The organism is Citrobacter amalonaticus, from assembly GCF_037053465.1.
Lineage (GTDB): Bacteria > Pseudomonadota > Gammaproteobacteria > Enterobacterales > Enterobacteriaceae > Citrobacter_A > Citrobacter_A amalonaticus_H.
The window spans coordinates 251,043-274,927 of the sequence record NZ_JBALIF010000006.1; the positions used below are offsets into that span (position 1 = coordinate 251,043).

Consider the following 23,885-nt stretch of genomic DNA (forward strand, 5'->3'; position numbering starts at 1 on the left):
CAGTAAAGAGCCCGAAAGCGCAAGCTTATCGGGCCTACAGTGGAGCCAACAATCTAAGGGGGGATCAGGCGGTGATTCTGTCTGCGGACAACACGCTTCCCAACATTGACAAGCGGATATAATGACCGAGTTCTCGCTGCTCAGCGCGCGGCAGATACGGCAGTTCGCCAATCAATGGCGCTGGCAGCTTTTTGCTTAACACATCGATAATTTCTGCGTAATGCGCCAGCCCCGGATTGATGCGGTTCGCCACCCAGCCAATGAGCGGCAAACCATCGTTAGCAATCGCCTGGGCGGTCAGTAACGCATGGTTGATGCAACCTTCCTGAATACCTACCACCAGGAGAACAGGCAGTTGTTCCTGTACAACCCATTCCGACAACGGACGCAGATCGTTCATCAGGCTACGCCAGCCCCCGGTGCCTTCCACGACAACGTGGTCAACCTTTTCATTTAAATTTGCCAGCCCATTAGACAGTAAAGTGTAATTAATGGGGCAACTGTGGGCCACGCTACTTTCATCTTCGCTCAGGGCGATCGGATTGACAGCCTCGTAGGGCAAATCCAGCGTTGAGACGCTTTGCAGCACCAGCGCATCTTTGTTGCGCAGCCCCTCTGGCGTCTCTTTACTGCTCTTGGCGACGGGCTTGTATCCCGCAACGCTCTTTCCCCCCGAGGCTAACGCTTGTAGCAATGCGCGGGAAACAACCGTCTTCCCGACAGAAGTGTCTGTACCTGTAATAAAGAAACGCTTCAGCATCGCTAACTCCACCGTTATGCTTCGAAAATATAAATCAGGGAAATAATACAATAGGGAAATTCTAAGGTAAGCCCGGCGGAATCAGCTTGAGTTAGCGCAATTTTTGGTAGAACAGTGGAAAAATCTTACCCCTGCAACAGACGGATCAGTAAAGAACCGTTATACATCGCGTCCTTCACCAGCGCAGCACCAGCCATGGTTCCCTGGTTCGAAAATTGTGTGCTTTCAACCACTATATTTTTGCTGTAAGCCGGTAACGCCTGCTGACGGATACTGTCGGCAATCGCCGGAAACAGCACGTCAGCCGCTTTACTGAGCGGTGAACCGATAAGTATTTTTTGCGGATTAAACAGGTTAACCATGATGGCCAGGATGCGTCCCACATGGTTGCCGACACCACTGATAATGTCTTTTGCCAGCAGATCGCCCTGCAACGCGGCCTGACAAAGTGAATCGACCGTCAGCGGTTGACCGTGAAGCGAGGAGCTCATGGATTGCGCCATGCGCAGTTGTGCCAGTTCGAGAACGCTTTCCACGCTGGCAATGGTTTCCAGACAGCCATGGTTACCGCAGTAGCAACGTTTACCATACGGATCGACCTGCGTATGGCCGATCTCCACCAGACTGCTGCTGCCCGCATGCAGTAAGTGACCATCCGTAATTACGCCTGCGCCTACGTTATGATCGATAACCACCTGAATCACATCTCGCGCACCGCGCGACGCGCCAAACAGCGCCTCAGCCATTGTCCAGGCGCTGATATCGTGCTGAATATAAACCGGCACGCCAGTGTGCTGCGCAAGGGTTTCTCCCAGCGGCATCTCTTTCACATCATCGTAAAACGGCATGCGATGCACGATGCCATTCTCGGTGTCAATGATGCCCGGTAAGGTGATGGCGATTGACGTCAGGCGTTCGAGCTTCTGCTGATGGCGAATAAAAAATTGATCGACCAGGATAACGATGCGCGTCAGTAGCGGAGTATCGTCGTTCAGCGGGAGATCGAGACACTCCTCCACCACCAGCTTACTGCTGAGATCGCGCAGGGCAAGGAAAATTTCACCGCGACTGATGCGAATAGATAAATAGTGCCAGGCTTCCGTCTCCACAACCAGCCCCACAGCAGGTCGTCCGCGACTGCCGGCTTCTTTAATTTCCAGCTCCTGGACCAGATGCGCTTCGAGCATTTCACGGACAATCTTGGTAATACTGGCAGGAGCAAGTTGCGCAAGTCGGGAAAGATCAATACGCGAAACCGGTCCCAGCTGATCAATCAGACGATACACCACGCCCGCATTGGTCTGCTTTATTTGATCGATATGCCCAGGCTGACTATCAGCAACCACCTCTTACTCCCTTTATTTTCGCGCTCCGAAATAATCTGCGGGCTATGGTGAAGTACTTCAAGATACAACGTCAACTTTTTACTTAGCCGTGTGATTAACTGCACATTTTCAGCCGTTATAAAATTAATTTAAGTACCCCTGACAGCGTGAAGCAGTTGCTGACGAAAACGTATCGCCGCCTCACTTTGCTCATGATGTTTTGACCACACCAGCCACATTTCCGATACGGCATCGTCTTCTGCAATGGGGACCCAACACATTTCGTGAAGCTGAACCTTTTTAAACGATGCCGGGAGGATCGACACCCCCAACCCGGCCGCCACGAGACCGATGATAGTCATGGCTTCCCCCACTTCCTGAGTAATGACCGGCGACAGCTTATAGTGGCGCATCAACCCCAGAATATCGTCATAAAGGCCAGTCCCCACATGCGGGTCGAAAAAGACAAAGGGTTCTTTAGCCAGCTCCGCCAGGGTGACCACGGGTTTTTGCGCCAGCGGATGCGCCCGCGGGATCATCGCCATCAGCGGCTCGTGCAAAATCACCTCATGGCAGAGCACATCCGGTAACGGGGTATTGCGCATCAGTCCCACATCAAGCCCCCCTTCGGTGAGCGGCGCAAGCTGTTCGCGAGTGTTCATCTCCCGCGTTTGCAGATGCATATCCGGGTAGTTTTGGCGGAATAACGACAGGGTATCGGCAACGGCACGGATAAACGGCGCTGACGAAGTAAATCCAATACGCAACTCCCCTGCCTCCCCCTGATGCAGCCGCTCGGCGCGGGCGGCTGCATCGTTCACCAGTCCCAGAATCTGACGACTGTCGGCAAGAAACTGCTTCCCGGCAGCCGTCAGTGCGACGCTCCGGTTGGTTCGCGCAAGCAGCCGCGCGCCAACCTGCTGTTCAAGCACCTGGATCTGTTGGCTTAACGGCGGTTGTGAAATGTTCAGACGGGCCGCCGCGCGACCAAAATGCAATTCTTCGGCGACAGCGACAAAGTAGCGGAGATGACGCAACTCAATATTCATATTTTTAAAGTATTATTTGAGACTATTAATATATTAGACAGAATATTGAGTTTTTCCTACTCTACTCAACAAGGTTATGCCCGTCCCCTCAAAACACGGGTTTGTTGAGCAAGGATTTCAAGTGAGTCGTACTACTACAGTCAATGACGCGACGGCGGGCGACATTGATGAGCAACACATTTCTCAGCCGGTGCAGTTTATCCAACGCGGTACGTCTCCCTTTATGCGCGTCACGCTGGCGCTCTTTTCTGCCGGGCTGGCAACCTTCGCGTTGCTGTACTGCGTTCAGCCTATTTTGCCCGTGCTTTCCCATGAATTTGGTGTGTCACCTGCCAACAGCAGTATCTCTCTGTCTATTTCCACCGCGATGCTGGCCATTGGTCTGCTGTTTACCGGCCCGCTGTCGGATGCCATTGGGCGTAAGCCGGTGATGGTCACCGCGCTGCTGCTGGCCTCCTGTTGTACATTACTCTCGACGATGATGACCAGTTGGCACGGGATTCTGATTATGCGCGCGCTGATTGGCCTTTCACTGAGCGGCGTTGCCGCAGTTGGGATGACCTATCTGAGTGAAGAGATCCACCCCAGTTTTGTGGCGTTCTCGATGGGGCTGTACATCAGCGGCAACTCGATTGGCGGGATGAGCGGACGTCTGATTAGCGGCGTGTTAACGGATTTCTTCAACTGGCGGATAGCGCTGGCGGCAATTGGTTGCTTCGCACTGGCATCTGCACTGATGTTCTGGAAAATCCTGCCCGAATCGCGCCATTTTCGCCCTACTTCACTGCGTCCGAAAACGCTGTTTATCAACTTCCGCCTGCACTGGCGAGACCAGGGGTTACCGCTGCTGTTCGCGGAAGGTTTTCTGCTGATGGGGTCGTTTGTCACCCTGTTCAACTACATCGGTTATCGCCTGATGCTCTCCCCCTGGGAGCTTAGTCAGGCGGTCGTTGGTTTACTTTCTGTCGCCTATCTGACCGGCACCTGGAGCTCGCCAAAAGCGGGCGCGATGACCGTCCGCTACGGGCGCGGTCCGGTGATGCTGTTCTCTACCGCCGTTATGCTCATTGGACTGTTATTGACGTTGTTCAGTTCGCTGTGGCTGATTTTCGCCGGAATGTTGCTCTTTTCTGCGGGCTTTTTTGGCGCCCATTCGGTCGCCAGCAGCTGGATTGGTCCCCGCGCGCGACGCGCTAAAGGCCAGGCCTCTTCGCTCTATCTGTTCAGTTATTATCTGGGATCAAGCATCGCGGGTACGCTCGGCGGCGTATTCTGGCATAACTATGGCTGGAACGGCGTCGGTGGTTTTATCGCGATTATGCTGGTGCTGGCAATTCTGGTCGGTACGCGGCTGCATCAACGCCTGCACGTCTAGCCTGAAAGAAAAGCCCGGGGGAATCGGGCTTCTCACCGCTCAACCTTAAGTGGCTACCACATTCCTGAAATCGATGTAAGACCCATCAATTCTCTGACCGCATCCACTGCCAGAAGAGCAAAGACGACCCAGATAATCGGATTCATTTTTCTGTGTGTGTTCATTTTTTATTGGACGGGGCGAATGCACCGCTTCGTTACTATAAAAAAAGGTTAACATGAAAGCTAACTACCCATTATGGTGGGCATCCAACCTGCACATTCGTCGAAGAGGATCCATGGCTAATAAAAACTATCAACAGCTTACCCGCACCTTCCTGCGACTCTCCCGCTTCTCTCACCTCTCCGCCATTGCCAGTTGGGATATGTTTGCAATGATGCCCCCAGGCGGCAGCACGGCACGCGGTGACGCGCTGGCGGAACTGAGCGTGCTGGAACATCAGATTCTGACCAGTCCTGACGTCTCGCGGTGGATTGCGGAGGCGGCACAGGAAGATCTCAATGACGTCGAACAGGCCAACCTGCGCGAAATGACGCGCCTGCATACCCAGGCCGCCATACTACCAGCGTCACTGGTCGAGGACAAATCCCTCGCGGGAAGCCGCTGTGAACACGCCTGGCGCAGCCAGCGTCCGGCAAACGACTGGCAGGGATTTTCGGTGAATCTGAAAGAGGTCGTGAAGCTCAGCCGCGAAGAAGCCCGGCTGCGCGCCGGGGCGAAGGGCTGTTCACCGTATGACGCGCTACTGGATATCTATGAGCCGGATATGACCAGCGCGCAACTGGACGGACTGTTTGCGGACATCAAATCCTGGCTGCCGGATCTCCTGCGTCGCGTGGTCGAAAAACAGGCGCAACAACCGCTGATCGCCCCGGTCGGCCCCTTCCCAATCGCCGTGCAGCGTGAACTGGGTCTGGAGACAATGTCGATGCTCGGTTTCGATTTTAACGCCGGTCGTCTGGATATTAGCGCTCATCCATTCTGTGGCGGCGTTCCCGAGGATGTACGTATCACCACGCGTTATGATGAAAATGAGTTGCTGAGCGCCCTGTTCGGCGTTATTCACGAAACGGGTCATGCCCGCTATGAGCAAAACCTGCCGCGTAACTGGCTGGGACAACCTGTCGCCCTTGCCCGTTCCACGGCTATCCACGAATCGCAGAGCCTGTTCTTTGAAATGCAGGTGGGCCGCAGCACCGAGTTCCTGCAACAACTGCTTCCCGCCGTCAAACGCCATTTTGGCGATCAGGCCGCGTTTGATGAGCAAAACTTTATTGCCTGGAATCAGCGGGTGAAACCGGGCTTTATCCGTGTGGATGCCGATGAAGTCAGCTATCCGGCACACGTCATCCTGCGTTATGAAATTGAGCGCGCGTTAATCAATGGCGATATCGAGGTTGAAGATATTCCTGCGCTGTGGAATGAGAAAATGCAGGCCTGGCTGGGACTTTCCACCGAAGGGAACGATCGCAACGGCTGTATGCAGGATATTCACTGGACCGATGGCGGGTTCGGTTACTTCCCGTCTTATACACTCGGCGCCATGTATGCGGCGCAGTTGTTCAGCGCGGCCAGCCGCGCACTGCCCGATCTCAACCAGCAGATGGGGTGTGGCGATTTCAGCGCGCTGTTTGAGTGGCTACGCCAGAATATCTGGCAGCACGGGAGTCGCTTTACAACGGAAAAGTTAATTGCTCAGGCCACCGGTGAAGCCCTGAGCAGCCGCTATTTTCGCGCCCATCTCGAATCCCGCTATTTGTAAACCCTTCGTCGGGCCGCGTGTGCCCGACGTTGTACATATCGTTACACGTCGAAACCAATGACTCACGGAAACCCTCAGGTTACAGGAATATAGTCATTTCAACGGCCCCGCAGTGGGGTTGAATGAAAAGCCAAATCGAGGGTATGAAAATGAAAAAAGTATTAGCTCTGGTTGTTGCCGCTGCTATGGGTCTGTCTTCTGCTGCGTTTGCTGCTGAAACTACATCAACTGCCCCGGCGGCAGCGCCGACAGCAAAAGCGGCTCCGGCAAAAACCACGCACCACAAAAAACATCAAAAAGCGGCTACACAGAAAGCGCCAGAACAAAAGGCCCAGGCTGCTAAAAAACACCCAAAAAAAGCCGCAGCCACGACTGAGCAAAAAGCGCCAGAGCAAAAGGCCCAGGCCACTAAAAAGCACACCAAAAAGCACACCACATCAAAGACCGCTAAGCCAGCCGCCCAACCGGCCGCTTAATTCCTGATGATGTTATCTGGCGCGTCCCCTCGCGCCACGGTGTAACGGCGCTGAACGCATTTCTGGTTTAGCGCCGTCTTTTTCGGAGGGTAACAATGTGCGCCGTTATCGCTTTGAGTTTATCCTCATCACCCTGATTTTTTGTGCGCTCATTGCGGCCCGGTTTTATCTCTCCTGATTGTAGTTCTCTGATTTTACTCTCACTTTCCCGCCGTTCCGTCTATAGTATTTACTGAGGGTTTTCTTTTAATAATCATAATTACCCACCAGAGTGTGATATGCGTAAAACCGTTGCTGTATTACTGGGCTCATTATGTTTTTTACCCGGCGTTGCGCAGGCAGATAAACCTGATGCGGACTCCGATACCAGTGAAGTTAAAACATTGTTTTTTGGTCAGGACGATCGTGTGCCGGTCAGCGATCCTACGCAATCGCCGTGGGATGCTATCGGGCAACTCGAAACCGCCAGCGGAAACTTGTGTACCGCAACATTAATCGCCCCCAATCTGGCATTGACCGCCGGGCATTGCTTATTAACGCCGCCAAAAGGGAAACCGGATAAAGCCGTTGTCCTGCGCTTTGTCTCGCAAAAAGGGATCTGGCGCTATGAAATTCACGGTATTGAAGGAAGAGTGGATCCAGGTCTTGGAAAACGTCTGAAAGCCGATGGTGATGGCTGGATTGTGCCGCCGGCCGCCGCGCCGTGGGATTTCGGGCTGATCGTGCTGCGCAATCCCCCTTCCGGCATCACGCCGTTACCGCTTTTTGAAGGCGATAAAGCAGATCTCACCGCCGCGCTTAAAGAGACAGGCCGTAAGGTCACTCAGTCGGGATACCCTGAAGACCATCTCGACACGCTTTATACTCACCAGGATTGTATAGTGACGGGCTGGGCACAGAAAACGGTGCTATCGCATCAGTGCGACACCCTGCCAGGCGACAGCGGTTCCCCGCTGATGTTGAAAACCGATGCAGGCTGGCAACTCATTGGTGTTCAAAGCTCGGCACCGGCGGCAAAAGATCGCTGGCGGGCGGATAACCGCGCGATTTCTGTGACTGGTTTTCGCGAAAAGCTCGATGCGCTGGCGCAGCAGGAATAAGACGTTTAGCGCTGCCCGCGACGGCGGGCAGCGAGAGATCAGGCAAGTTTAATCATCACCATACCGGCCAGCAGAAGCACCACGCCAATCCAGCCTTTATGATTCAGACGTTGACCAAACAGTACCCAACCGGCCGCCAGCGTCGCGGCAATACCAAACCCACCCCACAGCGCATAGGCGACTGACAGATCAATCCCTTTTACCGCCTGAGATAGCGCGCTGAATGCGGCAAGCACCGCAGCCAGTGACAACATGCCGTATAACTTACGGCGAAATCCGTCAGAAAACTTTAAAAAGACGTTGGCAATAATTTCCAGCACGATGGCGATACCCAACCAGGCGGCATGCACCCACTCAAACTGTTGCATGAGTCACCTCCTTCGCGGCTGGACGCGGCTTGCGCGTACCGGATTTAATCAACACGATCCCAAGGACCAGCGTCGTCAATCCGGCAATTTTCATTGCCGATAATGCTTCATCAAATAACAGCACGCTGAACAGCGTGATAAATAAAATACCAATCCCCTCCCACAACGCATACGCGACACCGAGGGCGATTTTTTTAACGGCGAAAGAGAGAAATATATACGACAGTGCAATCATCACCAGCATTAAAATAAACCCGGCGTTGCCGTTGCTCACGCTCGCCCATTTCATCGACAGTGTGCCGGTAATTTCAGCGGCAATAGCCAGACCTAATAAAATCCAGTAAAACATGATGCTTCTCCTGCTTGAGAATATAATCCATTGGGCTTGCCCAAAGCAGCAAACCAGAAAATAAAATCAGTGCGCTAAACGCGTCGCGTCAGCGTAGGCAGAAGAAAGGACTAAAGCGCGTTGCGCCAGTGCTGCTCACCTGCAAGCAGGAAAGAGGAGGAAGTGCGAAGAAGAACCTGGGTAGAAAAAAACGTCCTGAACATATTGTCCATAATATTACAATTATCCGCAGTGTTGCTTCTCGTCATCGCGGATGATAATTGTCCTCGGTAGTTAAACACGCCTGATTTGTATCATAGCCCAGGAATTAACTCAAAACCTTTTCATTTCTTTACCTGGTTCATCTGATTTTTCCGGGGCGAGACCCGATGTGAGTCACATTATTTTACACAGCATGTTCACTGCAGTGAAATTGACAGGAAAAAGAGGAATTGTCGTAAACGGAACAATTCCTCTGTTTTTTCGGAGGGAGACGATTAAAGCGCTTTCAGAATCGCATCCACGCTGGCTTTGGCATCGCCAAACAGCATATGGGTGTTCTCTTTAAAGAACAGCGGATTCTGCACACCGGCGTAACCGGTATTCATCGAACGCTTAAAGACGACCACATTCTGCGCTTTCCACACTTCCAGTACCGGCATACCGGCAATCGGGCTGTTTGGATCGTCCTGCGCCGCCGGGTTCACGGTATCGTTCGCGCCAATAACCAGTACGGTGTCGGTATCGGCGAAATCGTCGTTGATCTCATCCATTTCCAGCACGATGTCGTACGGTACTTTCGCTTCTGCCAGCAGGACGTTCATGTGGCCCGGTAAACGCCCCGCAACCGGATGGATGCCAAAACGCACCTTGATACCACGCGCACGCAGCTTCTCAGTGATTTCCGCTACCGGATACTGCGCCTGAGCCACCGCCATACCATAGCCCGGGGTGATGATCACCGTATGCGAGTTTTTCAGCATATCGGCGGTATCTTCCGCACTGATTTCCCGGTGCTCGCCGACTTCTTCGTCACCGCTGGAGGCGGAACCATCCGTACCAAAACCGCCTGCGATAACGCTGATGAACGAGCGGTTCATCGCCTTACACATGATGTAAGAGAGAATCGCACCGGAAGAACCCACCAGCGCCCCGGTCACGATCAGCAGGTCGTTGCTGAGCATAAAGCCCGCCGCCGCCGCCGCCCAACCGGAGTAGGAGTTCAGCATGGAGACCACCACCGGCATATCAGCCCCGCCGATAGAGGCGACCAGATGCCAGCCAAACGCCAGCGCAATGATCGTCATCACCAGCAGCGCCAGAACCTGCAGGCCAACGCTTTCAGTGCGAACAAAAACCACCAACAGCAGGAAAGAGACCACCAGTGCCGCCAGGTTCATCTTATGGCGATTCGGCAGCATCAGCGGTTTAGAGGAAATCTTACCGCGCAGTTTACCAAATGCCACCACGGACCCCGTAAAGGTCACCGCCCCGATGAAGATGCCGAGGAACACTTCGGTCAGGTGGATATTGACCAGAATCGGCTCCAGACCGGCTTCGTGATACAGATAGCTGTTAAAGCCGACCAGCACCGCAGCCAGGCCCACAAAGCTATGCAGGATCGCCACCAGTTCTGGCATCTCGGTCATTTCGACTTTTTTCGCCAGACGTATACCGATAGCGCCGCCGATGATCATCGCCACCAGAATCCAGGCAACATTGCCGGTATCCGGGCCAAAAATCGTGGCGAGCAGCGCAATCGCCATCCCGGCGATACCGAAGTTGTTCCCCTGCTGAGACGTTTCATGTTTTGAAAGTCCCGCCAGACTGAAAATAAACAGGATCGCGGCAACAATGTATGCAGCTGTAACTAATCCTCCAGACATGTGTTACCCCTTAGTTTTTCCGGAACATTTTCAGCATGCGCTGAGTCACGGTGAAGCCACCGAAAATATTAATGCTGGCGATCAGTACCGCGATGAAGCTCAGGAAGCTTACCCAGCCACCCTGGCCAATCTGCAATAGTGCACCAACCACGATGATCCCTGAAATGGCATTGGTCACGGACATCAGCGGCGTATGCAGCGCGTGAGAGACATTCCAGACCACGTAGTAACCCACCACGCAGGAAAGCGCGAACACGGTAAAGTGACCGAGGAACTCTTTCGGCGCGACGTCCGCCAGCCAACCGAACAGAATGATCGCCAATGCCATCAGCGCATATTTACGCCACGGCGAGGCCGGTTTCTCGGGTTCTTTTTCTGCCGGCGCGGCTTTCGCAGCGGCCTTAGGCTGCGCAGAAACCTGAATCGGTGGCGCAGGCCAGGTTATCTCCCCGTCACGAACCACCGTCACACCGCGCACCACCACGTCGTCAAAATCAACGGTGATGTTGCCGTCTTTTTCTTTGCACAGCAGTTTCAGCAGGTTAACGAGGTTGGTACCGTAGAGTTGTGATGACTGCGTCGGCAGACGTCCAGGCAAATCGGTATAGCCGATCACTTTGACGCCATTGGCGGTAGTGGTCACCTGGTTAGCCACGGTGTATTCGCAGTTCCCCCCGTTTTGCGCCGCCAGATCGACAATCACACTGCCCGCTTTCATAGCGTCAACCATTTCCCGGGTGATCAGCTTCGGTGCCGGTTTACCCGGGATGAGCGCGGTGGTTACGATAATGTCGACTTCTTTCGCCTGTGCGGCAAAGAGTTCCATTTCCGCTTTGATAAACGCCTCGGACATCACTTTGGCATAACCATCGCCGCTGCCCGCTTCCTCTTTAAAATCCAGCTCGAGGAATTCAGCGCCCATACTCTGGACCTGTTCCTTAACTTCCGGACGGGTGTCAAAAGCGCGCACAATCGCGCCCAGGCTGTTTGCCGCGCCGATGGCGGCCAGACCAGCGACGCCCGCGCCAATGACCATCACTTTTGCCGGCGGCACTTTGCCCGCCGCGGTGATCTGTCCGGTGAAGAAGCGACCAAACTCATGTGCCGCTTCGACAATCGCGCGATAACCTGCAATGTTGGCCATGGAGCTTAAGGCATCCAGCGACTGCGCACGCGAAATACGCGGAACGGAATCCATCGCCATCACCGTCACATTACGCTCAGCCAGCTTTTGCATTAATTCTGGATTCTGCGCAGGCCAGATAAAACTGACCAGCGTGGTGCCAGGATTCAGTAACGGAATTTCATCGTCTTGCGGCGCGTTGACCTTCAGAATGATCTCTGACTGCCAGACAGCGCTGCTATCAACAATCTCCGCGCCCGCGTCTACAAAAGCCTTATCGTCAAAACTCGCCAGTCCACCCGCGCCGCTCTCTACCGCGACGGTGAAACCCAGCTTCAGCAGTTGCTCAACCGTCTTCGGCGTTGCTGCTACGCGGGTTTCATTGGTAAACCGTTCTTTTGGTATGCCAATTCGCATAATGTTCCCTTCCATCGGTATTTTTGATGATGGTTTGTCAGTGAACGTGGAATGACGCTCGCCACTCCACGCAGGAGGTAGGTTTTACCCCGGCAAAATAAAACAGTAACAAACTTCCTATAACGTACTGAAAATAGCGCCTGTGATCTAGCGCCAAAAAACAGAATTTGCCAGGTAATTTGCAAAATATGAACGATTCAGCCCTCAGACCGGGATAATGACCTTCAATTCTTCGCGAAAGACCAATAAATCGCTCAGGTGGAACGGCAAAACATGATTTAGCGCCACAGAAGATCAATCAATTAACATTAAATTAACTTATGAAATTCAGCCTCTTTATCAGTTTACGTCGTGAAATGGCCATTTTTTCGACATATCATAAATTGTTATCGACCTTGTGACTTTATTCGTTATGTAGATTGAAAAATGACGCAGACATTCACCGGGTTTAAATGCAATAATCAGCCACGTTTCTAGTCAATAACAATACCAGTACCTGGTTTGCGCAAGGCGAAGGATTATTTTTATGAAGCTTAAGAACACTCTCCTGGCGTCCGCTCTTCTTTCTGCGACGGCTTTTTCCGTCAACGCAGCAACAGAATTGACGCCGGAGCAAGCAGCAGCACTGAAACCGTACGACCGTGTCACGGTCACGGGCCGTTTTAATGCGATTGGCGATGCGGTGAAGGCCGTTAACCGCCGTGCGGACAAAGAAGGTGCCGCCTCATTTTATGTTGTCGATACATCCGATTTTGGTAACAGCGGTAACTGGCGTGTTGTTGCAGACTTCTATAAAGCCGACGCCGAAAAAGCCGAAGTCAGCCAAAACCGCGTCATTAATGGCATCGTTGAATTACCGAAATCTGAAGCCGTACTGATTGAGCCGTTTGATACCGTGACGGTGCAGGGTTTCTATCGCAGCCAGCCGGAAGTGAATAACGCCATTACGAAAGCTGCCCGTGAAAAAGGCGCTTACGCTTTCTATATCGTGCGTCAGATTGATGCGAACCAGGGTGGCAACCAGCGTATAACCGCATTCATTTATAAGAAAGATGCGAAAAAACGTATCGTGCAGAGCGCGGATGCCATCCCGGCCGATTCCGATGCAGGCCGTGCTGCGCTGGCAGCCGGTGGCACAGCCGCGAAGAACGTTGAGATCCCAGGTGTTGCGACTACCGCATCACCGAGTGCCGAAGTGGGTCGCTTCTTCGAAACGCAGTCAACCAAAGGTGGACGTTACACCGTCACACTTCCGGATGGCACCAAAGTTGAAGAACTGAACAAAGCCACAGCCGCTATGATGGTGCCGTTCGACAGCATCAAGTTCACCGGCAACTACAACAGCATGACGGAAGTCTCTTATCAGGTCGCCAAACGTGCGGCGAAGAAAGGGGCGAAGTACTATCACATTACCCGCCAGTGGCAGGAACGTGGTAACAACATGACCGTGAGCGCTGATTTGTATAAATAAGCAGCATTTGTAGCAAAATAAGGCGGCTTTATGCCGCCTTTAGTATTATTAGTCACAAATCTTTCTCCGACCATTGCATGCCGTCTCTTCTCTTCGTAAAATCCCGCGCCTTAGTGGCTTTCACCATTTTTATGCGTTTTGCCACAATAATTATTCTCCAATGTACGTTTTTATCACTGGATTATCATGGAAAAAAAACTGGGACTGAGCGCACTCACCGCGCTGGTTTTAAGCTCAATGCTTGGCGCAGGTGTCTTCAGTCTGCCGCAGAACATGGCCGCTGTTGCCAGCCCGGCCGCGTTGCTCATCGGTTGGGCGATTACCGGGGCTGGAATATTACTGCTGGCGTTCGCCATGCTGATCCTGACCCGTATCCGTCCGGAACTGGATGGCGGGATCTTCACGTATGCCCGTGAAGGCTTCGGAGAACTGATTGGTTTCTGCTCGGCCTGGGGCTACTGGCTGTGCGCGGTTATCGCCAACGTCTCTTATCTGGTGATCGTTTTCTCCGCTCTCAGCTTCTTTACCGACACGCCTGAACTTCGTCTGTTCGGTGACGGAAACACCTGGCAGTCTATCGTTGGCGCCTCCATTTTGCTGTGGGTGGTTCACTTTCTGGTATTACGTGGCGTACAAACTGCCGCCAGCATCAATCTCGTGGCAACACTGGCAAAACTGCTGCCGCTGGGCCTGTTCATTGTGCTGGCCTTTATCGCTTTCCGGCTTGACGTCTTTACTCTCGATTTTAGCGGGGTCGCATTGGGTGTACCCGTCTGGGAGCAGGTAAAAAACACCATGCTTATTACCCTTTGGGTATTCATCGGTGTGGAAGGTGCGGTTGTGGTCTCTGCCCGCGCTCGTAATAAGCGCGATGTTGGCCGCGCGACGCTGCTGGCAGTACTCGCCGCGCTGGGCGTGTATCTGCTGGTCACCCTGCTCTCACTTGGCGTGGTTGCCCGGCCCGAACTGGCGGAGATCCGCAACCCGTCAATGGCGGGGCTGATGGTAGAAATGATGGGGCCGTGGGGAGAAATTATCATCGCTGCGGGACTGATTGTCTCCGTTTGCGGGGCCTATCTGAGCTGGACGATTATGGCGGCAGAAGTTCCGTTCCTCGCGTCAACGCATAAGGCCTTCCCGCGTATTTTCGCCCGCCAGAATACGCAAGGCGCGCCTTCGGCTTCACTGTGGCTCACCAATCTTTGTGTTCAGATCTGTCTGGTGCTCATCTGGCTCACCGGCTCGGATTACAACACGCTACTGACCATTGCCTCAGAAATGATCCTGGTCCCCTATTTTCTGGTGGGCGCGTTCTTACTGAAAATCGCGACCCGCCCACTTCATCGGGCGGTGGGTGTCGGTGCGTGCATTTATGGCTTATGGTTATTGTATGCGTCCGGGCCGATGCACCTGTTGCTGTCGGTCGTGCTTTACGCGCCGGGCCTGCTGGTGTTCCTGTACGCACGCAAGACGCATACACATGATAATGTGCTCAATCGCCAGGAAATGGTTCTGATTGGTCTGTTACTGATTGCCGCCGTTCCGGCAACCTGGTTGTTGGTAGCGTAAACGCCTCCCATCGTTTGACGCTAATTCCCTGGTCCACAGGCGTATAAGGAGTTTTCGATGGGTAAGCAACTTCCTCAGCCAGTGCTGATTACCGGTGGCGGTCGCCGCATTGGTCTTGCGATCGCCTGGCACTTTCTGAACCAGAAACAGCCGGTGATCGTCAGTTACCGGACACATTATCCCGCTATTGACGGGCTTACTAATGCCGGCGCGCTGTGCATCCAGGCGGATTTTTCCACCAATGAAGGCGTTCTGGCCTTTGCCGACAAGGTTAAAGAGAACGCGACAGGCCTGCGCGCCATCATCCATAACGCCAGTGCGTGGATGGCGGAAAAACCCGGAACACCGCTTTCTGACGTACTGGCGTGCATGATGCAAATTCACGTCAATACGCCCTACCTGCTCAATCATGCGCTTGAAGGGATGCTGCGTGGTCGCGGTCATGCCGCCAGTGATATTATTCACTTTACCGATTATGTCGTAGAGAAAGGCAGCGACAAACATATCGCCTACGCCGCCAGCAAGGCTGCACTGGACAACATGACCCGTTCGTTCGCCCGCAAACTGGCCCCAGAGGTCAAAGTGAACGCTATCGCCCCTTCGCTCATTTTGTTTAATGACGGTGACGATGCGCAATATCGCCAACAGGCACTCAACAAGTCGCTGATGAAAACCGCCCCTGGCGAGAAAGAAGTGATCGACCTGATTGATTACCTTCTGACCAGTTGCTTTGTGACCGGTCGCAGTTTAGCCGTGGACGGCGGCCGCCATCTGCGTTAGTGCAATCTCACCCAGCAGAAAATCAACAGCCAGGCGCTCAGACACCAGCAGAGAACCGCCCCGCCGAGCGCCACCGGTAGCTTCAGAAAGCCGGTGAAATACCACAGCGACACGAGATAGACAAAATAGGGAATGATCGACCACATGCTAAACACAATGGTCGTTCTTAGCGCCTCAATGCCGCGCTCACTGGCCACTATGTAGTGGGCAATTAACGCAAAGGTCGGAAACAACGGGATCAGCCCTGCAATATAGTAATTTTTCGTTTTTGCCAGTAAACCAATCAGCACCACTACCAGCGCACCCAGGGCGGCTTTAATCACAAGACCCATTACCTTGCCTTTACACATCAATAACATCGACGGTTAGCATAGCGGAAGCGGTTACGTTTAGGAAAGATTAATGGAAGCAAAAGCCGTGGCGGTGTATGTTGGCGTTTTCTGATCGGCAGAAAGATAATGAACACGATTGTATTTGTTGAAGACGACCCGGAAGTGGGCGCGCTCATTGCGGCTTATCTGGCAAAGCATGATCTTGATGTGGTGGTCGAACCGCGAGGCGATCTGGCAGAGGCGAGAATTCTCGAGGTTCAGCCGGATCTGGTGCTGCTGGATATTATGCTGCCAGGCAAAGACGGCATGACGCTTTGTCGCGATCTGCAAGGACAATGGCAAGGCCCTATTGTTCTGCTCACCTCCCTCGACAGTGACATGAACCATATTCTGGCGCTGGAAATGGGCGCCTGTGACTATATTCTGAAAACCACGCCCCCCGCCGTCCTGCTGGCGCGTCTTCGCCTGCATCTACGCCAGAACGAGCAGTCAGGCCAGACAAAAGGCATTCAAAGCGCGGCAGCGACGCCGCACAAAGCCCTGCGTTTTGGCTCCCTGACCATTGACCCGGTTAATCGTGCGGTGCAACTTAGCGGCGAACAAATTGCGCTATCTACTGCCGACTTTGAGCTGTTATGGGAACTCGCCACCCATGCCGGGCAAATCATGGACCGCGATGCGTTGCTGAAAAACCTTCGTGGCGTGAGCTACGACGGCATGGATCGCAGCGTGGACGTCGCCATTTCTCGCCTGCGTAAAAAGCTGCTGGATAACGCCACCGAGCCCTATCGTATTAAGACTGTGCGTAATAAAGGTTACCTGTTTGCCCCACACGCCTGGGACGAAAGCACATCACATCCATCGGGGATTTGAATGAAAAAACTGTTCGTGCAGTTTTATCTCCTGCTTTTTGTCTGCTTTCTGGTGATGACCCTGCTGGTCGGCCTGGTGTATAAATTCACCGCAGAACGGGCGGGTCGCCAGTCGCTCGATGATTTGATGAAAAGCTCGCTGTATCTGATGCGTAGCGAATTACGCGAAATCCCACCGCGCGACTGGAGCAAAACGCTCAAAGAAATGGATTTAAACCTCTCGTTTGATCTTCGCGTGGAGCCGCTGTCCCAGTTCAGGCTGGATGCGCAAAGCATGCAGCGCCTGCGTGAAGGTGACATCATTGCGCTCGACGATCAGTACACCTTCATTCAGCGCATCCCGCGCAGCCACTATGTGTTAGCCGTTGGGCCGGTGCCTTATCTCTATTTTCTCCATCAGATGCGCCTGCTGGATATCGCGCTGATAGCCTTTATCGCCATTTCACTCGCCTTTCCGGTGTTTATCTGGATGCGCCCGCACTGGCAGGATATGTTGCGCCTGGAATCCGCCGCACAGCGATTTGGGAAGGGTCACTTAAGCGAACGCCTGCATTTTGACAGCGGCTCCAGTTTTGAACGGCTTGGCGTAGCGTTTAACCAGATGGCGGATAACATCAATGCGCTGATCGCCAGTAAAAAGCAGTTGATTGACGGGATTGCCCACGAATTACGCACCCCGCTGGTGCGCCTTCGCTATCGGCTGGAAATGAGTGAAAATCTTAGTGAGCAAGAATCTCTGGCGCTCAATCGTGATATCAGTCAGCTCGGAGCGTTAATTGAAGAACTGCTTACCTATGCGCGCCTCGACAGACCGCAGAATGAACTGCACCTCAGCGAACCTGACCTGCCCGCCTGGCTTACTGCCCACATTGATGATGTGCAAAGCGTCAATCCTGAGCGGAAGTTGCACATCTCGCAGCTTGTCAGCGGCGATTATGGCGCGCTGGATATGCGCCTGATGGAACGCGTGCTGGATAATTTGTTGAACAACGCGCTGCGATATTGCCGGTCTACCGTGCAGATACAGCTTTTACTTAACGGGAATCACGCCACACTGATCGTTGAAGACGACGGCCCAGGTATTGCGCCAGAGGCCAGAGAGTCGGTTTTTGAGCCTTTTGTCCGACTCGATCCGAGTCGCGATCGTGCAACCGGAGGTTGCGGTCTGGGCCTGGCGATTGTTCACTCCATCGCCCAGGCCATGGGTGGCACAGTGGCCTGCGATGAAAGCGAGTTGGGCGGTGCCCGTTTTCGCTTTTCCTGGCTTGTCTGGCACACGCTTCCCGAATTTCCCTCTGCCTGACACTGACCGCACGGTAGTCACAGGTGAAAAACCGTGTTATACAGTTAGTATGTTGTAACTAATGAGAGTGCGCAATGGCCCGCTACGATATCGTCGATCGACTGAACACGACCTTCCGCCAAATGGAACAGGCGCTAGCGACCCTGACGGAAGAACTCAGCCAGCATCAGCTCATGGTTGCCCGCGTTTTTTCACTGCCTGAAGTGACCAAAGAGGCCGAACATTCGCCGCTGGAGTGTATCGCAGTGAAACAGCATCTGGGTAAAGAAGCGCAGACGCTGGCACTGACACATTATCGTCATCTGTTTATCCAGCAGCAGTCGGAGACGCGCAGCAGTAAAGCGGCGGTTCGTCTGCCTGGCGTAGTGTGCTATCAGGTTGATAACGACAGCCAGCGTTCTCTGGAACATCAGGTGCAACAGATAAACCAACTGAAAACGACCTTTGAACATATTGTGACAAAGGAATCTGGTTTACCCTCCGCGGCGCGCTTTGAGTGGGTACATCGCCACCTGCCAGGGTTGATCACCCTGAATGCCTACCGCACATTAACCGTTATTAACGACCCGGCCACGTTGCGTTTTGGATGGGCCAACAAACATATCATTAAGAATCTGAAGCGCGATGACGTTCTGGCACAACTGGAAAAGAGCCTTAATACCCCGCGCAGCGTTCATCCCTGGACACGTGAAGAGTGGCAGGCAAAACTGGAACGTGAATATCAGGATATCGCCGCCTTGCCACAACAGGCGAAACTCAAAATTAAACGTCCGGTGAAGGTCCAGCCCATCGCCCGCGTCTGGTACAAAGGCGAGCAAAAACAGGTTCAGCATGCCTGCCCGTCTCCACTGATTGCGTTAATCAATGCACAGAACGGCGCAGGCATTCCGGATATCGGGGAACTGATGAATTACGATGCGACGAACGTTCAACACCGTTTTAAACCACAGGCGCAGCCGCTGCGACCGATCATTGAGCGACTGCACCTGTATGTGGCTGATTACTGATTTAGTTTCATGCTGCCGACCATTAATTCTGGCCGCACCCAGCTATCAAATTCCGCTTCACTGAGATAGCCGAGCGACAGCGCGGCGGCTTTCAGCGTTAGCCCGTCTTTATGCGCTTTTTTGGCAATTTCCGCCGCCTTGTCGTAACCAATATGGGTATTCAGGGCGGTGACCAGCATCAGCGATTCATTCAGCAACTGGTTAATCCGCGCCCGGTTCGGTTCAATCCCCACCGCACAGTGTTCGTTGAAGCTTTCCATGCCATCCGCCAGCAGGCGAACCGATTGCAGGAAATTGTGAATAACCATCGGGCGATAGACGTTTAGTTCGAAATTACCCGACGCGCCGCCCATATTGACCGCCACATCGTTTCCCATGACCTGGCAGCATAACATCGTGAGCGCCTCGCACTGCGTCGGATTGACTTTCCCTGGCATGATCGAACTACCCGGCTCGTTCTCCGGAATGGCGATTTCACCGATACCGCAGCGCGGCCCCGACGCCAGCCAGCGCACATCATTGGCGATTTTCATCAGCGATGCCGCCAGGCCTTTTAGCGCCCCATGGGCATGCACCAGCGCATCACAGGTCGCCAGCGCTTCAAACTTGTTGGGCGCTGTCACAAAAGGCGCATGGGTGATCGCCGCCAGCTCCTCTGCCACCCGGCGTGCGTATTCCGGATGTGTATTCAGCCCGGTCCCCACAGCCGTACCGCCCAGCGCCAGTTCAGCCACATGCGGCAGGCTGTGTTCAATGTGCCGCAGGTTGTGCTCCAACATCGCCACCCAGCCGGAAATCTCCTGCCCCAGCGTCAGCGGTGTCGCGTCCTGGAGGTGTGTACGACCAATTTTGACGATACCCGCAAACGCCAGGGATTTTTCGTTAAGCGTCTTTGTTAAGGCTTTCAGTTGCACAATGAGGTGTTGATGCAGCGCCAGCAGTGCAGCGACGTGCATTGCCGTCGGAAAGACGTCATTTGAGCTCTGGCTTTTATTGACGTCATCATTGGGATGAATTTTGCGCTCCATGCCGCGCACGCCGCCCAGCAGCTCGCTTGCCCGGTTCGCCAGCACCTCATTCATGTTCATGTTGCTTTGCGTCCCTGAGCCCGTTTGCCAGATAGACAGTGGAAACTCATCGGGATGTTTACCTGCTAACACCTCATCTGCAGCCTGTATAATCGCAGCCGCTTTTTCTGAGCTCAGCAGTCCTAAATCGTCGTTAACCTTTGCCGCTGCACGCTTGGTGAGCGCCAGCGCGTGGATCAGCAAGACGGGCATTTTCTCCGTAGAAATGCGGAAATGCTCAAGCGAACGTTGGGTTTGCGCGCCCCACAGCTTCTCTGCCGGGACATCAATCGCGCCCATCGAATCTTTCTCGCTGCGTACCGTTGCCATGACCTGCTCCTTACATAATGAATTGATTAGGTTATGTGTCGACATTGCCCACTTGATCGCGGTCTTATCAGTATCAACGATCACAGCACACCCGTTTGGTGGTTTGTGCGAAAAAAAACCGCCCCGAAGGGCGGCTGACGTTACTTAACGCAGCGTGCGCACTGCGACGTCTGAATCTGCTGGAAGAAGTCGTTTCCTTTATCGTCAACGAGGATAAAGGCCGGGAAATCTTCCACTTCAATTTTCCAGATGGCTTCCATTCCCAGTTCCGGATACTCCACGCACTCCAGACTCTTGATGCTGCCCTGCGCCAGTACGGCTGCCGGGCCGCCGATGCTGCCAAGGTAGAACCCGCCGTGTTTATGGCACGCGTCGGTCACCTGCTGACTGCGGTTACCTTTTGCCAGCATGATCATGCTTCCGCCCTGCGACTGAAGCTGATCGACATAGGAGTCCATGCGTCCGGCGGTAGTCGGACCGAGCGAGCCGGAGGCATAACCTTCCGGTGTTTTCGCCGGACCTGCGTAGTAGATCGGATGATCTTTCACATACTGCGGCAGCCCTTCGCCATTATCCATCCGCTCTTTAAGTTTCGCGTGGGCAATATCACGCCCCACGATGATGGTGCCGTTAAGCGAGAGTCGGGTCGAAACCGGATATTGCGACAGCTGCAAAAGGATCTCTTTCATGGGGCGATTCAGGTCAACACGAACCGCCTCACCTTCACCCGCTTTGCGCAGTTCTTCGGGGATATATTTCCCGGGGTTGTGCTCCAGCTTCTCGATCCAGATCCCTTTACGGTTAATTTTCGCTTTGATATTGCGATCCGCCGAACAGGAGACCCCCATCCCGACCGGACAGGAAGCGCCATGACGCGGCAAACGGATGACGCGAATATCGTGGGCGAAATATTTCCCGCCAAACTGAGCGCCTAATCCGAGGTTTTGCGCTTCCACCAGCAGCGCTTTTTCCAGCTCCACATCACGGAACGCCTGGCCGTGTTCGTTCCCTTCCGTCGGCAGTTCGTCATAGTATTTGGCTGACGCCAGCTTCACGGTTTTCAGGTTCGCTTCCGCTGACGTTCCACCGATAACGAAAGCGATGTGGTACGGCGGGCAGGCCGCTGTCCCCAGCGTGCGCATCTTCTCAACCAGATAGTTTTTCAGCTTACCGGGGGTCAGCAGCGCTTTGGTTTCCTGATAAAGATACGTTTTGTTTGCAGAGCCACCGCCTTTGGCGATGCAGAGGAATTTGTACTCGTCGCCATCGACCGTATAGAGGTCAATTTGCGCAGGCAGGTTTGTCCCCGTATTGACCTCTTTATACATATCCAGCGCGGCATTCTGCGAATAACGCAGGTTGTCCTCGATGTAGGTGTTGTACACGCCACGCGCCAACGCCGCTTCATCGCCGCCACCGGTCCAGACGCGCTGACCTTTTTTACCAACGATAATGGCCGTGCCGGTATCCTGACAGGTCGGCAGAATGCCTTTCGCCGCGATGTCAGAGTTACGCAGGAACTGCAACGCCACGTACTTGTCGTTTTCGCTGGCTTCCGGGTCACGCAGAATATCCGCAACCTGCTGCTGGTGTGCGGGGCGCAGCATAAACGAGGCGTCATGGAAAGCCTGACGAGCGAGCAACGTTAAGGCTTCCGGGTCAACTTTGAGGATTTCTTGCCCCTCAAATTCCGCCACGGAAACGTGTTCACTGGTCAGCAGGTAGTATTCGGTATCATCCTTTTTGAGGGGAAAAGGATCCTGATAATGAAAGGGTTTGTTTGACATTGTTCTCTCACTTACTGCTCGGTCTGATTATCTTGGGCTTCAGGGCAGGTGTTCCTTTGCCCTCTTTAAAAGCGAGTTACACTATCCTACACAAATTTTTAACAAAAACTGAGACAAGTACGACTTTTTGCGCCCACAGGTTACATCCATTAGGTTTCTTGGTTTAATAACCGAATGACGTTCTTCTCTATTCCAAATTGAAACAGGGCATTGAAATGCAAAAACTCATCAACTCGGTGCAGAACTACGCCTGGGGAAGTAAGACCGCGCTGACAGAACTCTACGGCATAGCAAACCCGCAACAGTTACCGATGGCAGAACTGTGGATGGGCGCGCACCCTAAAAGCAGCTCAAAGGTTGAAGACGCCAGCGGTCGTGCCGTCTCGCTGCGTGAAGTGATTGAAAGCGATAAATCCGCATTGCTTGGCGATGCCGTAGCTCAACGCTTTGAGGAGTTACCTTTCCTGTTTAAGGTTCTGTGTGCCGCACAGCCGTTGTCCATTCAGGTGCATCCGAACAAACGCAACTCTGAAATCGGTTTTGCCAAAGAGAATGCCGCCGGGATCCCGATGGATGCCGCAGAGCGCAATTACAAAGATCCGAATCACAAGCCGGAGCTGGTATTTGCGCTGACGCCGTTCCTCGCCATGAACGCGTTTCGTGAGTTCTCTGAGATTGTATCGCTCCTGCAGCCGGTCGCAGGCGCACACACCGCTATCGCACACTTCCTTGAGCAGCCTAATGCCGAACGCCTCAGCCAGTTATTTGCCGGACTGCTGAATATGCAAGGGGAGGAAAAATCACGAGCCCTGGCCATTCTCAAAGCAGCGCTGAACACCCAGCACGGCGAACCCTGGCAGACCATCCGTCTGATTGCCGAATTTTACCCGGATGACAGCGGCCTCTTCTCACCGTTGTTATTGAACGTGGTGAAGCTGAATCCAGGTGAGGCGATGTTCCTGTTCGCCGAAACGCCGCATGCCTACCTGCAAGGGGTGGCGCTGGAGGTGATGGCGAACTCCGATAACGTGCTGCGCGCGGGCCTGACGCCGAAGTACATCGATATTCCGGAACTGGTCGCGAACGTGAAGTTTGAAGCCAAACCGGCAAACCAGCTACTGACGACGCCAGTGAAAAACGGCGCGGAGCTCGATTTCCCTATCCCGGTCGATGATTTCGCCTTCTCACTTCATGATCTGTCCGCGCAGGAAACTGAGATTGACCAGCAAAGCGCGGCCATTCTGTTCTGCGTGGAAGGCGAAGCGGTACTGAGTAAAGGCGAGCAACGTCTGGTGTTGAAGCCTGGAGAATCGGCGTTTATCAGCGCCGCAGAGTCGCCTGTCGCAGCCAGCGGCGCGGGGCGTTTAGCGCGGGTTTACAACAAACTCTAGCAACTTA

At 53.7% G+C, this 23,885-nt stretch carries 24 protein-coding genes; 12 read left to right on the forward strand and 12 right to left on the reverse strand.

Translation table 11 applies throughout. From position 1 onward, the window contains the following. Positions 1-64: 64 nt before the first annotated feature. The 3 genes from bioD to WB371_RS12690 all read right to left on the reverse strand — a co-directional run bounded on the left by bioD (position 65) and on the right by WB371_RS12690 (position 3,134). Positions 65-760, reverse strand: a complete 696-nt coding sequence (bioD, locus tag WB371_RS12680; RefSeq protein ID WP_336220421.1) for a dethiobiotin synthase — start codon at positions 758-760, stop codon at positions 65-67. A gap of 125 nt (positions 761-885) precedes the next feature. Continuing rightward, positions 886-2,106: a sugar metabolism global transcriptional regulator Mlc gene (gene mlc / locus WB371_RS12685; RefSeq protein WP_336220422.1), complete on the reverse strand. Its 1,221-nt coding sequence runs from the start codon at positions 2,104-2,106 to the stop codon at positions 886-888. Positions 2,107-2,234: 128 nt separating this feature from the next. Then, positions 2,235-3,134 carry a LysR family transcriptional regulator gene (locus tag WB371_RS12690; RefSeq protein ID WP_336220423.1) on the reverse strand — a complete coding sequence of 300 codons (900 nt, stop codon included), beginning with the start codon at positions 3,132-3,134 and terminating at the stop codon, positions 2,235-2,237. A gap of 121 nt (positions 3,135-3,255) precedes the next feature. Between WB371_RS12690 and WB371_RS12695 the strand changes: the two genes are divergently transcribed. Then, on the forward strand, positions 3,256-4,509 hold the full coding sequence (locus WB371_RS12695; protein WP_336220424.1) for an MFS transporter: 1,254 nt from the start codon (positions 3,256-3,258) through the stop codon (positions 4,507-4,509). 53 nt (positions 4,510-4,562) lie between these two features. Here WB371_RS12695 and WB371_RS23815 read toward each other — a convergent pair whose 3' ends face one another. Next, complete coding sequence (locus tag WB371_RS23815) at positions 4,563-4,673, reverse strand: KPN_01571 family protein (protein ID WP_420704049.1); 111 nt, start codon at positions 4,671-4,673, stop codon at positions 4,563-4,565. Positions 4,674-4,786: 113 nt separating this feature from the next. Here WB371_RS23815 and WB371_RS12700 point away from each other — a divergent pair, with 113 nt between their 5' ends. The 4 genes from WB371_RS12700 (at position 4,787) to WB371_RS12715 (ending at position 7,847) form a co-directional block, all read left to right on the forward strand. Then, positions 4,787-6,271 carry a carboxypeptidase M32 gene (locus tag WB371_RS12700; RefSeq protein WP_336220425.1) on the forward strand — a complete coding sequence of 495 codons (1,485 nt, stop codon included), beginning with the start codon at positions 4,787-4,789 and terminating at the stop codon, positions 6,269-6,271. Positions 6,272-6,420: 149 nt separating this feature from the next. Then, positions 6,421-6,747 carry an acid resistance repetitive basic protein Asr gene (gene asr / locus WB371_RS12705; RefSeq protein WP_336220499.1) on the forward strand — a complete coding sequence of 109 codons (327 nt, stop codon included), beginning with the start codon at positions 6,421-6,423 and terminating at the stop codon, positions 6,745-6,747. Positions 6,748-6,844: 97 nt separating this feature from the next. Further along, entirely contained in the window at positions 6,845-6,925 is an 81-nt protein-coding gene (locus tag WB371_RS12710) for a hypothetical protein (protein ID WP_336220500.1), read from the forward strand. 100 nt (positions 6,926-7,025) lie between these two features. After that, the gene (locus WB371_RS12715) at positions 7,026-7,847 is read left to right on the forward strand and encodes a serine protease (protein WP_336220426.1); all 822 of its coding nucleotides are present in this window, start codon (positions 7,026-7,028) and stop codon (positions 7,845-7,847) included. Between the two features lie 38 nt (positions 7,848-7,885). On the opposite strand, the gene mdtI is transcribed toward WB371_RS12715, so the two are convergent. The 5 genes from mdtI to pntA all read right to left on the reverse strand — a co-directional run bounded on the left by mdtI (position 7,886) and on the right by pntA (position 11,969). Next, on the reverse strand, positions 7,886-8,215 hold the full coding sequence (gene mdtI / locus WB371_RS12720) for a multidrug/spermidine efflux SMR transporter subunit MdtI (RefSeq protein ID WP_336220427.1): 330 nt from the start codon (positions 8,213-8,215) through the stop codon (positions 7,886-7,888). Then, on the reverse strand, positions 8,202-8,567 hold the full coding sequence (mdtJ, locus tag WB371_RS12725; protein ID WP_336220501.1) for a multidrug/spermidine efflux SMR transporter subunit MdtJ: 366 nt from the start codon (positions 8,565-8,567) through the stop codon (positions 8,202-8,204). The genes mdtI and mdtJ overlap by 14 nt, the downstream gene beginning before the upstream one ends. 107 nt (positions 8,568-8,674) lie before the next feature. Beyond that, complete coding sequence (locus WB371_RS23820; protein WP_420704050.1) at positions 8,675-8,845, reverse strand: hypothetical protein; 171 nt, start codon at positions 8,843-8,845, stop codon at positions 8,675-8,677. Between the two features lie 195 nt (positions 8,846-9,040). Further along, the gene (gene pntB / locus WB371_RS12730) at positions 9,041-10,429 is read right to left on the reverse strand and encodes a Re/Si-specific NAD(P)(+) transhydrogenase subunit beta (RefSeq protein ID WP_336220428.1); all 1,389 of its coding nucleotides are present in this window, start codon (positions 10,427-10,429) and stop codon (positions 9,041-9,043) included. 10 nt (positions 10,430-10,439) lie between these two features. Continuing rightward, a complete protein-coding gene (gene pntA / locus WB371_RS12735; RefSeq protein WP_336220429.1) occupies positions 10,440-11,969 on the reverse strand; it encodes a Re/Si-specific NAD(P)(+) transhydrogenase subunit alpha in 1,530 nt (509 codons plus the stop codon). Between the two features lie 526 nt (positions 11,970-12,495). On the opposite strand from pntA, the gene ydgH reads away from it, so the two are divergent. The 3 genes from ydgH to folM all read left to right on the forward strand — a co-directional run bounded on the left by ydgH (position 12,496) and on the right by folM (position 15,789). Further along, positions 12,496-13,440, forward strand: a complete 945-nt coding sequence (gene ydgH / locus WB371_RS12740) for a DUF1471 family protein YdgH (protein WP_336220430.1) — start codon at positions 12,496-12,498, stop codon at positions 13,438-13,440. A gap of 186 nt (positions 13,441-13,626) precedes the next feature. Next, entirely contained in the window at positions 13,627-15,009 is a 1,383-nt protein-coding gene (locus WB371_RS12745; protein WP_336220431.1) for an amino acid permease, read from the forward strand. A gap of 57 nt (positions 15,010-15,066) precedes the next feature. Further along, complete coding sequence (gene folM / locus WB371_RS12750) at positions 15,067-15,789, forward strand: dihydromonapterin reductase (RefSeq protein ID WP_336220432.1); 723 nt, start codon at positions 15,067-15,069, stop codon at positions 15,787-15,789. Here folM and WB371_RS12755 read toward each other — a convergent pair. Continuing rightward, on the reverse strand, positions 15,786-16,121 hold the full coding sequence (locus WB371_RS12755) for a GlpM family protein (protein ID WP_336220433.1): 336 nt from the start codon (positions 16,119-16,121) through the stop codon (positions 15,786-15,788). The two genes, folM and WB371_RS12755, sit on opposite strands and share 4 nt — an antisense overlap. Positions 16,122-16,247: 126 nt before the next feature. Here WB371_RS12755 and rstA point away from each other — a divergent pair, with 126 nt between their 5' ends. From rstA to tus, 3 genes are all read left to right on the forward strand, one after another. Continuing rightward, a complete protein-coding gene (gene rstA / locus WB371_RS12760) occupies positions 16,248-16,994 on the forward strand; it encodes a two-component system response regulator RstA (RefSeq protein ID WP_336220434.1) in 747 nt (248 codons plus the stop codon). After that, positions 16,995-18,296, forward strand: coding sequence for a two-component system sensor histidine kinase RstB (gene rstB, locus WB371_RS12765; RefSeq protein WP_336220435.1), 1,302 nt, complete (start codon positions 16,995-16,997; stop codon positions 18,294-18,296). It begins immediately after the preceding gene. Between the two features lie 74 nt (positions 18,297-18,370). Next, positions 18,371-19,303 (forward strand): DNA replication terminus site-binding protein, encoded by a 933-nt coding sequence (tus, locus tag WB371_RS12770; protein WP_336220436.1) that lies wholly within the window; start codon positions 18,371-18,373, stop codon positions 19,301-19,303. On the opposite strand, the gene fumC is transcribed toward tus, so the two are convergent. Next, positions 19,297-20,700, reverse strand: a complete 1,404-nt coding sequence (gene fumC / locus WB371_RS12775) for a class II fumarate hydratase (RefSeq protein ID WP_336220437.1) — start codon at positions 20,698-20,700, stop codon at positions 19,297-19,299. The two genes, tus and fumC, sit on opposite strands and share 7 nt — an antisense overlap. Positions 20,701-20,840: 140 nt before the next feature. Next, the gene (fumB, locus tag WB371_RS12780) at positions 20,841-22,487 is read right to left on the reverse strand and encodes a class I fumarate hydratase (protein ID WP_336220438.1); all 1,647 of its coding nucleotides are present in this window, start codon (positions 22,485-22,487) and stop codon (positions 20,841-20,843) included. Between the two features lie 215 nt (positions 22,488-22,702). Between fumB and manA the strand changes: the two genes are divergently transcribed. Then, entirely contained in the window at positions 22,703-23,878 is a 1,176-nt protein-coding gene (gene manA / locus WB371_RS12785; RefSeq protein WP_336220439.1) for a mannose-6-phosphate isomerase, read from the forward strand. The last annotated feature ends 7 nt before the right edge of the window (positions 23,879-23,885 follow it).

Coding starts and splice junctions, on each gene's coding strand:
- fumC (WP_336220437.1), bottom strand. CDS start 20,700: ATGGCAACGGTACGCAGCGAGAAAGATTCGATGGGCGCGATTGATGTC.
- tus (WP_336220436.1), top strand. CDS start 18,371: ATGGCCCGCTACGATATCGTCGATCGACTGAACACGACCTTCCGCCAA.
- WB371_RS23815 (WP_420704049.1), bottom strand. CDS start 4,673: ATGAACACACACAGAAAAATGAATCCGATTATCTGGGTCGTCTTTGCT.
- folM (WP_336220432.1), top strand. CDS start 15,067: ATGGGTAAGCAACTTCCTCAGCCAGTGCTGATTACCGGTGGCGGTCGC.
- bioD (WP_336220421.1), bottom strand. CDS start 760: ATGCTGAAGCGTTTCTTTATTACAGGTACAGACACTTCTGTCGGGAAG.
- WB371_RS12715 (WP_336220426.1), top strand. CDS start 7,026: ATGCGTAAAACCGTTGCTGTATTACTGGGCTCATTATGTTTTTTACCC.
- mdtI (WP_336220427.1), bottom strand. CDS start 8,215: ATGCAACAGTTTGAGTGGGTGCATGCCGCCTGGTTGGGTATCGCCATC.
- WB371_RS12700 (WP_336220425.1), top strand. CDS start 4,787: ATGGCTAATAAAAACTATCAACAGCTTACCCGCACCTTCCTGCGACTC.
- WB371_RS12745 (WP_336220431.1), top strand. CDS start 13,627: ATGGAAAAAAAACTGGGACTGAGCGCACTCACCGCGCTGGTTTTAAGC.
- rstB (WP_336220435.1), top strand. CDS start 16,995: ATGAAAAAACTGTTCGTGCAGTTTTATCTCCTGCTTTTTGTCTGCTTT.
- pntB (WP_336220428.1), bottom strand. CDS start 10,429: ATGTCTGGAGGATTAGTTACAGCTGCATACATTGTTGCCGCGATCCTG.
- manA (WP_336220439.1), top strand. CDS start 22,703: ATGCAAAAACTCATCAACTCGGTGCAGAACTACGCCTGGGGAAGTAAG.
- ydgH (WP_336220430.1), top strand. CDS start 12,496: ATGAAGCTTAAGAACACTCTCCTGGCGTCCGCTCTTCTTTCTGCGACG.
- WB371_RS12755 (WP_336220433.1), bottom strand. CDS start 16,121: ATGGGTCTTGTGATTAAAGCCGCCCTGGGTGCGCTGGTAGTGGTGCTG.
- rstA (WP_336220434.1), top strand. CDS start 16,248: ATGAACACGATTGTATTTGTTGAAGACGACCCGGAAGTGGGCGCGCTC.
- asr (WP_336220499.1), top strand. CDS start 6,421: ATGAAAAAAGTATTAGCTCTGGTTGTTGCCGCTGCTATGGGTCTGTCT.
- fumB (WP_336220438.1), bottom strand. CDS start 22,487: ATGTCAAACAAACCCTTTCATTATCAGGATCCTTTTCCCCTCAAAAAG.
- WB371_RS12690 (WP_336220423.1), bottom strand. CDS start 3,134: ATGAATATTGAGTTGCGTCATCTCCGCTACTTTGTCGCTGTCGCCGAA.
- pntA (WP_336220429.1), bottom strand. CDS start 11,969: ATGCGAATTGGCATACCAAAAGAACGGTTTACCAATGAAACCCGCGTA.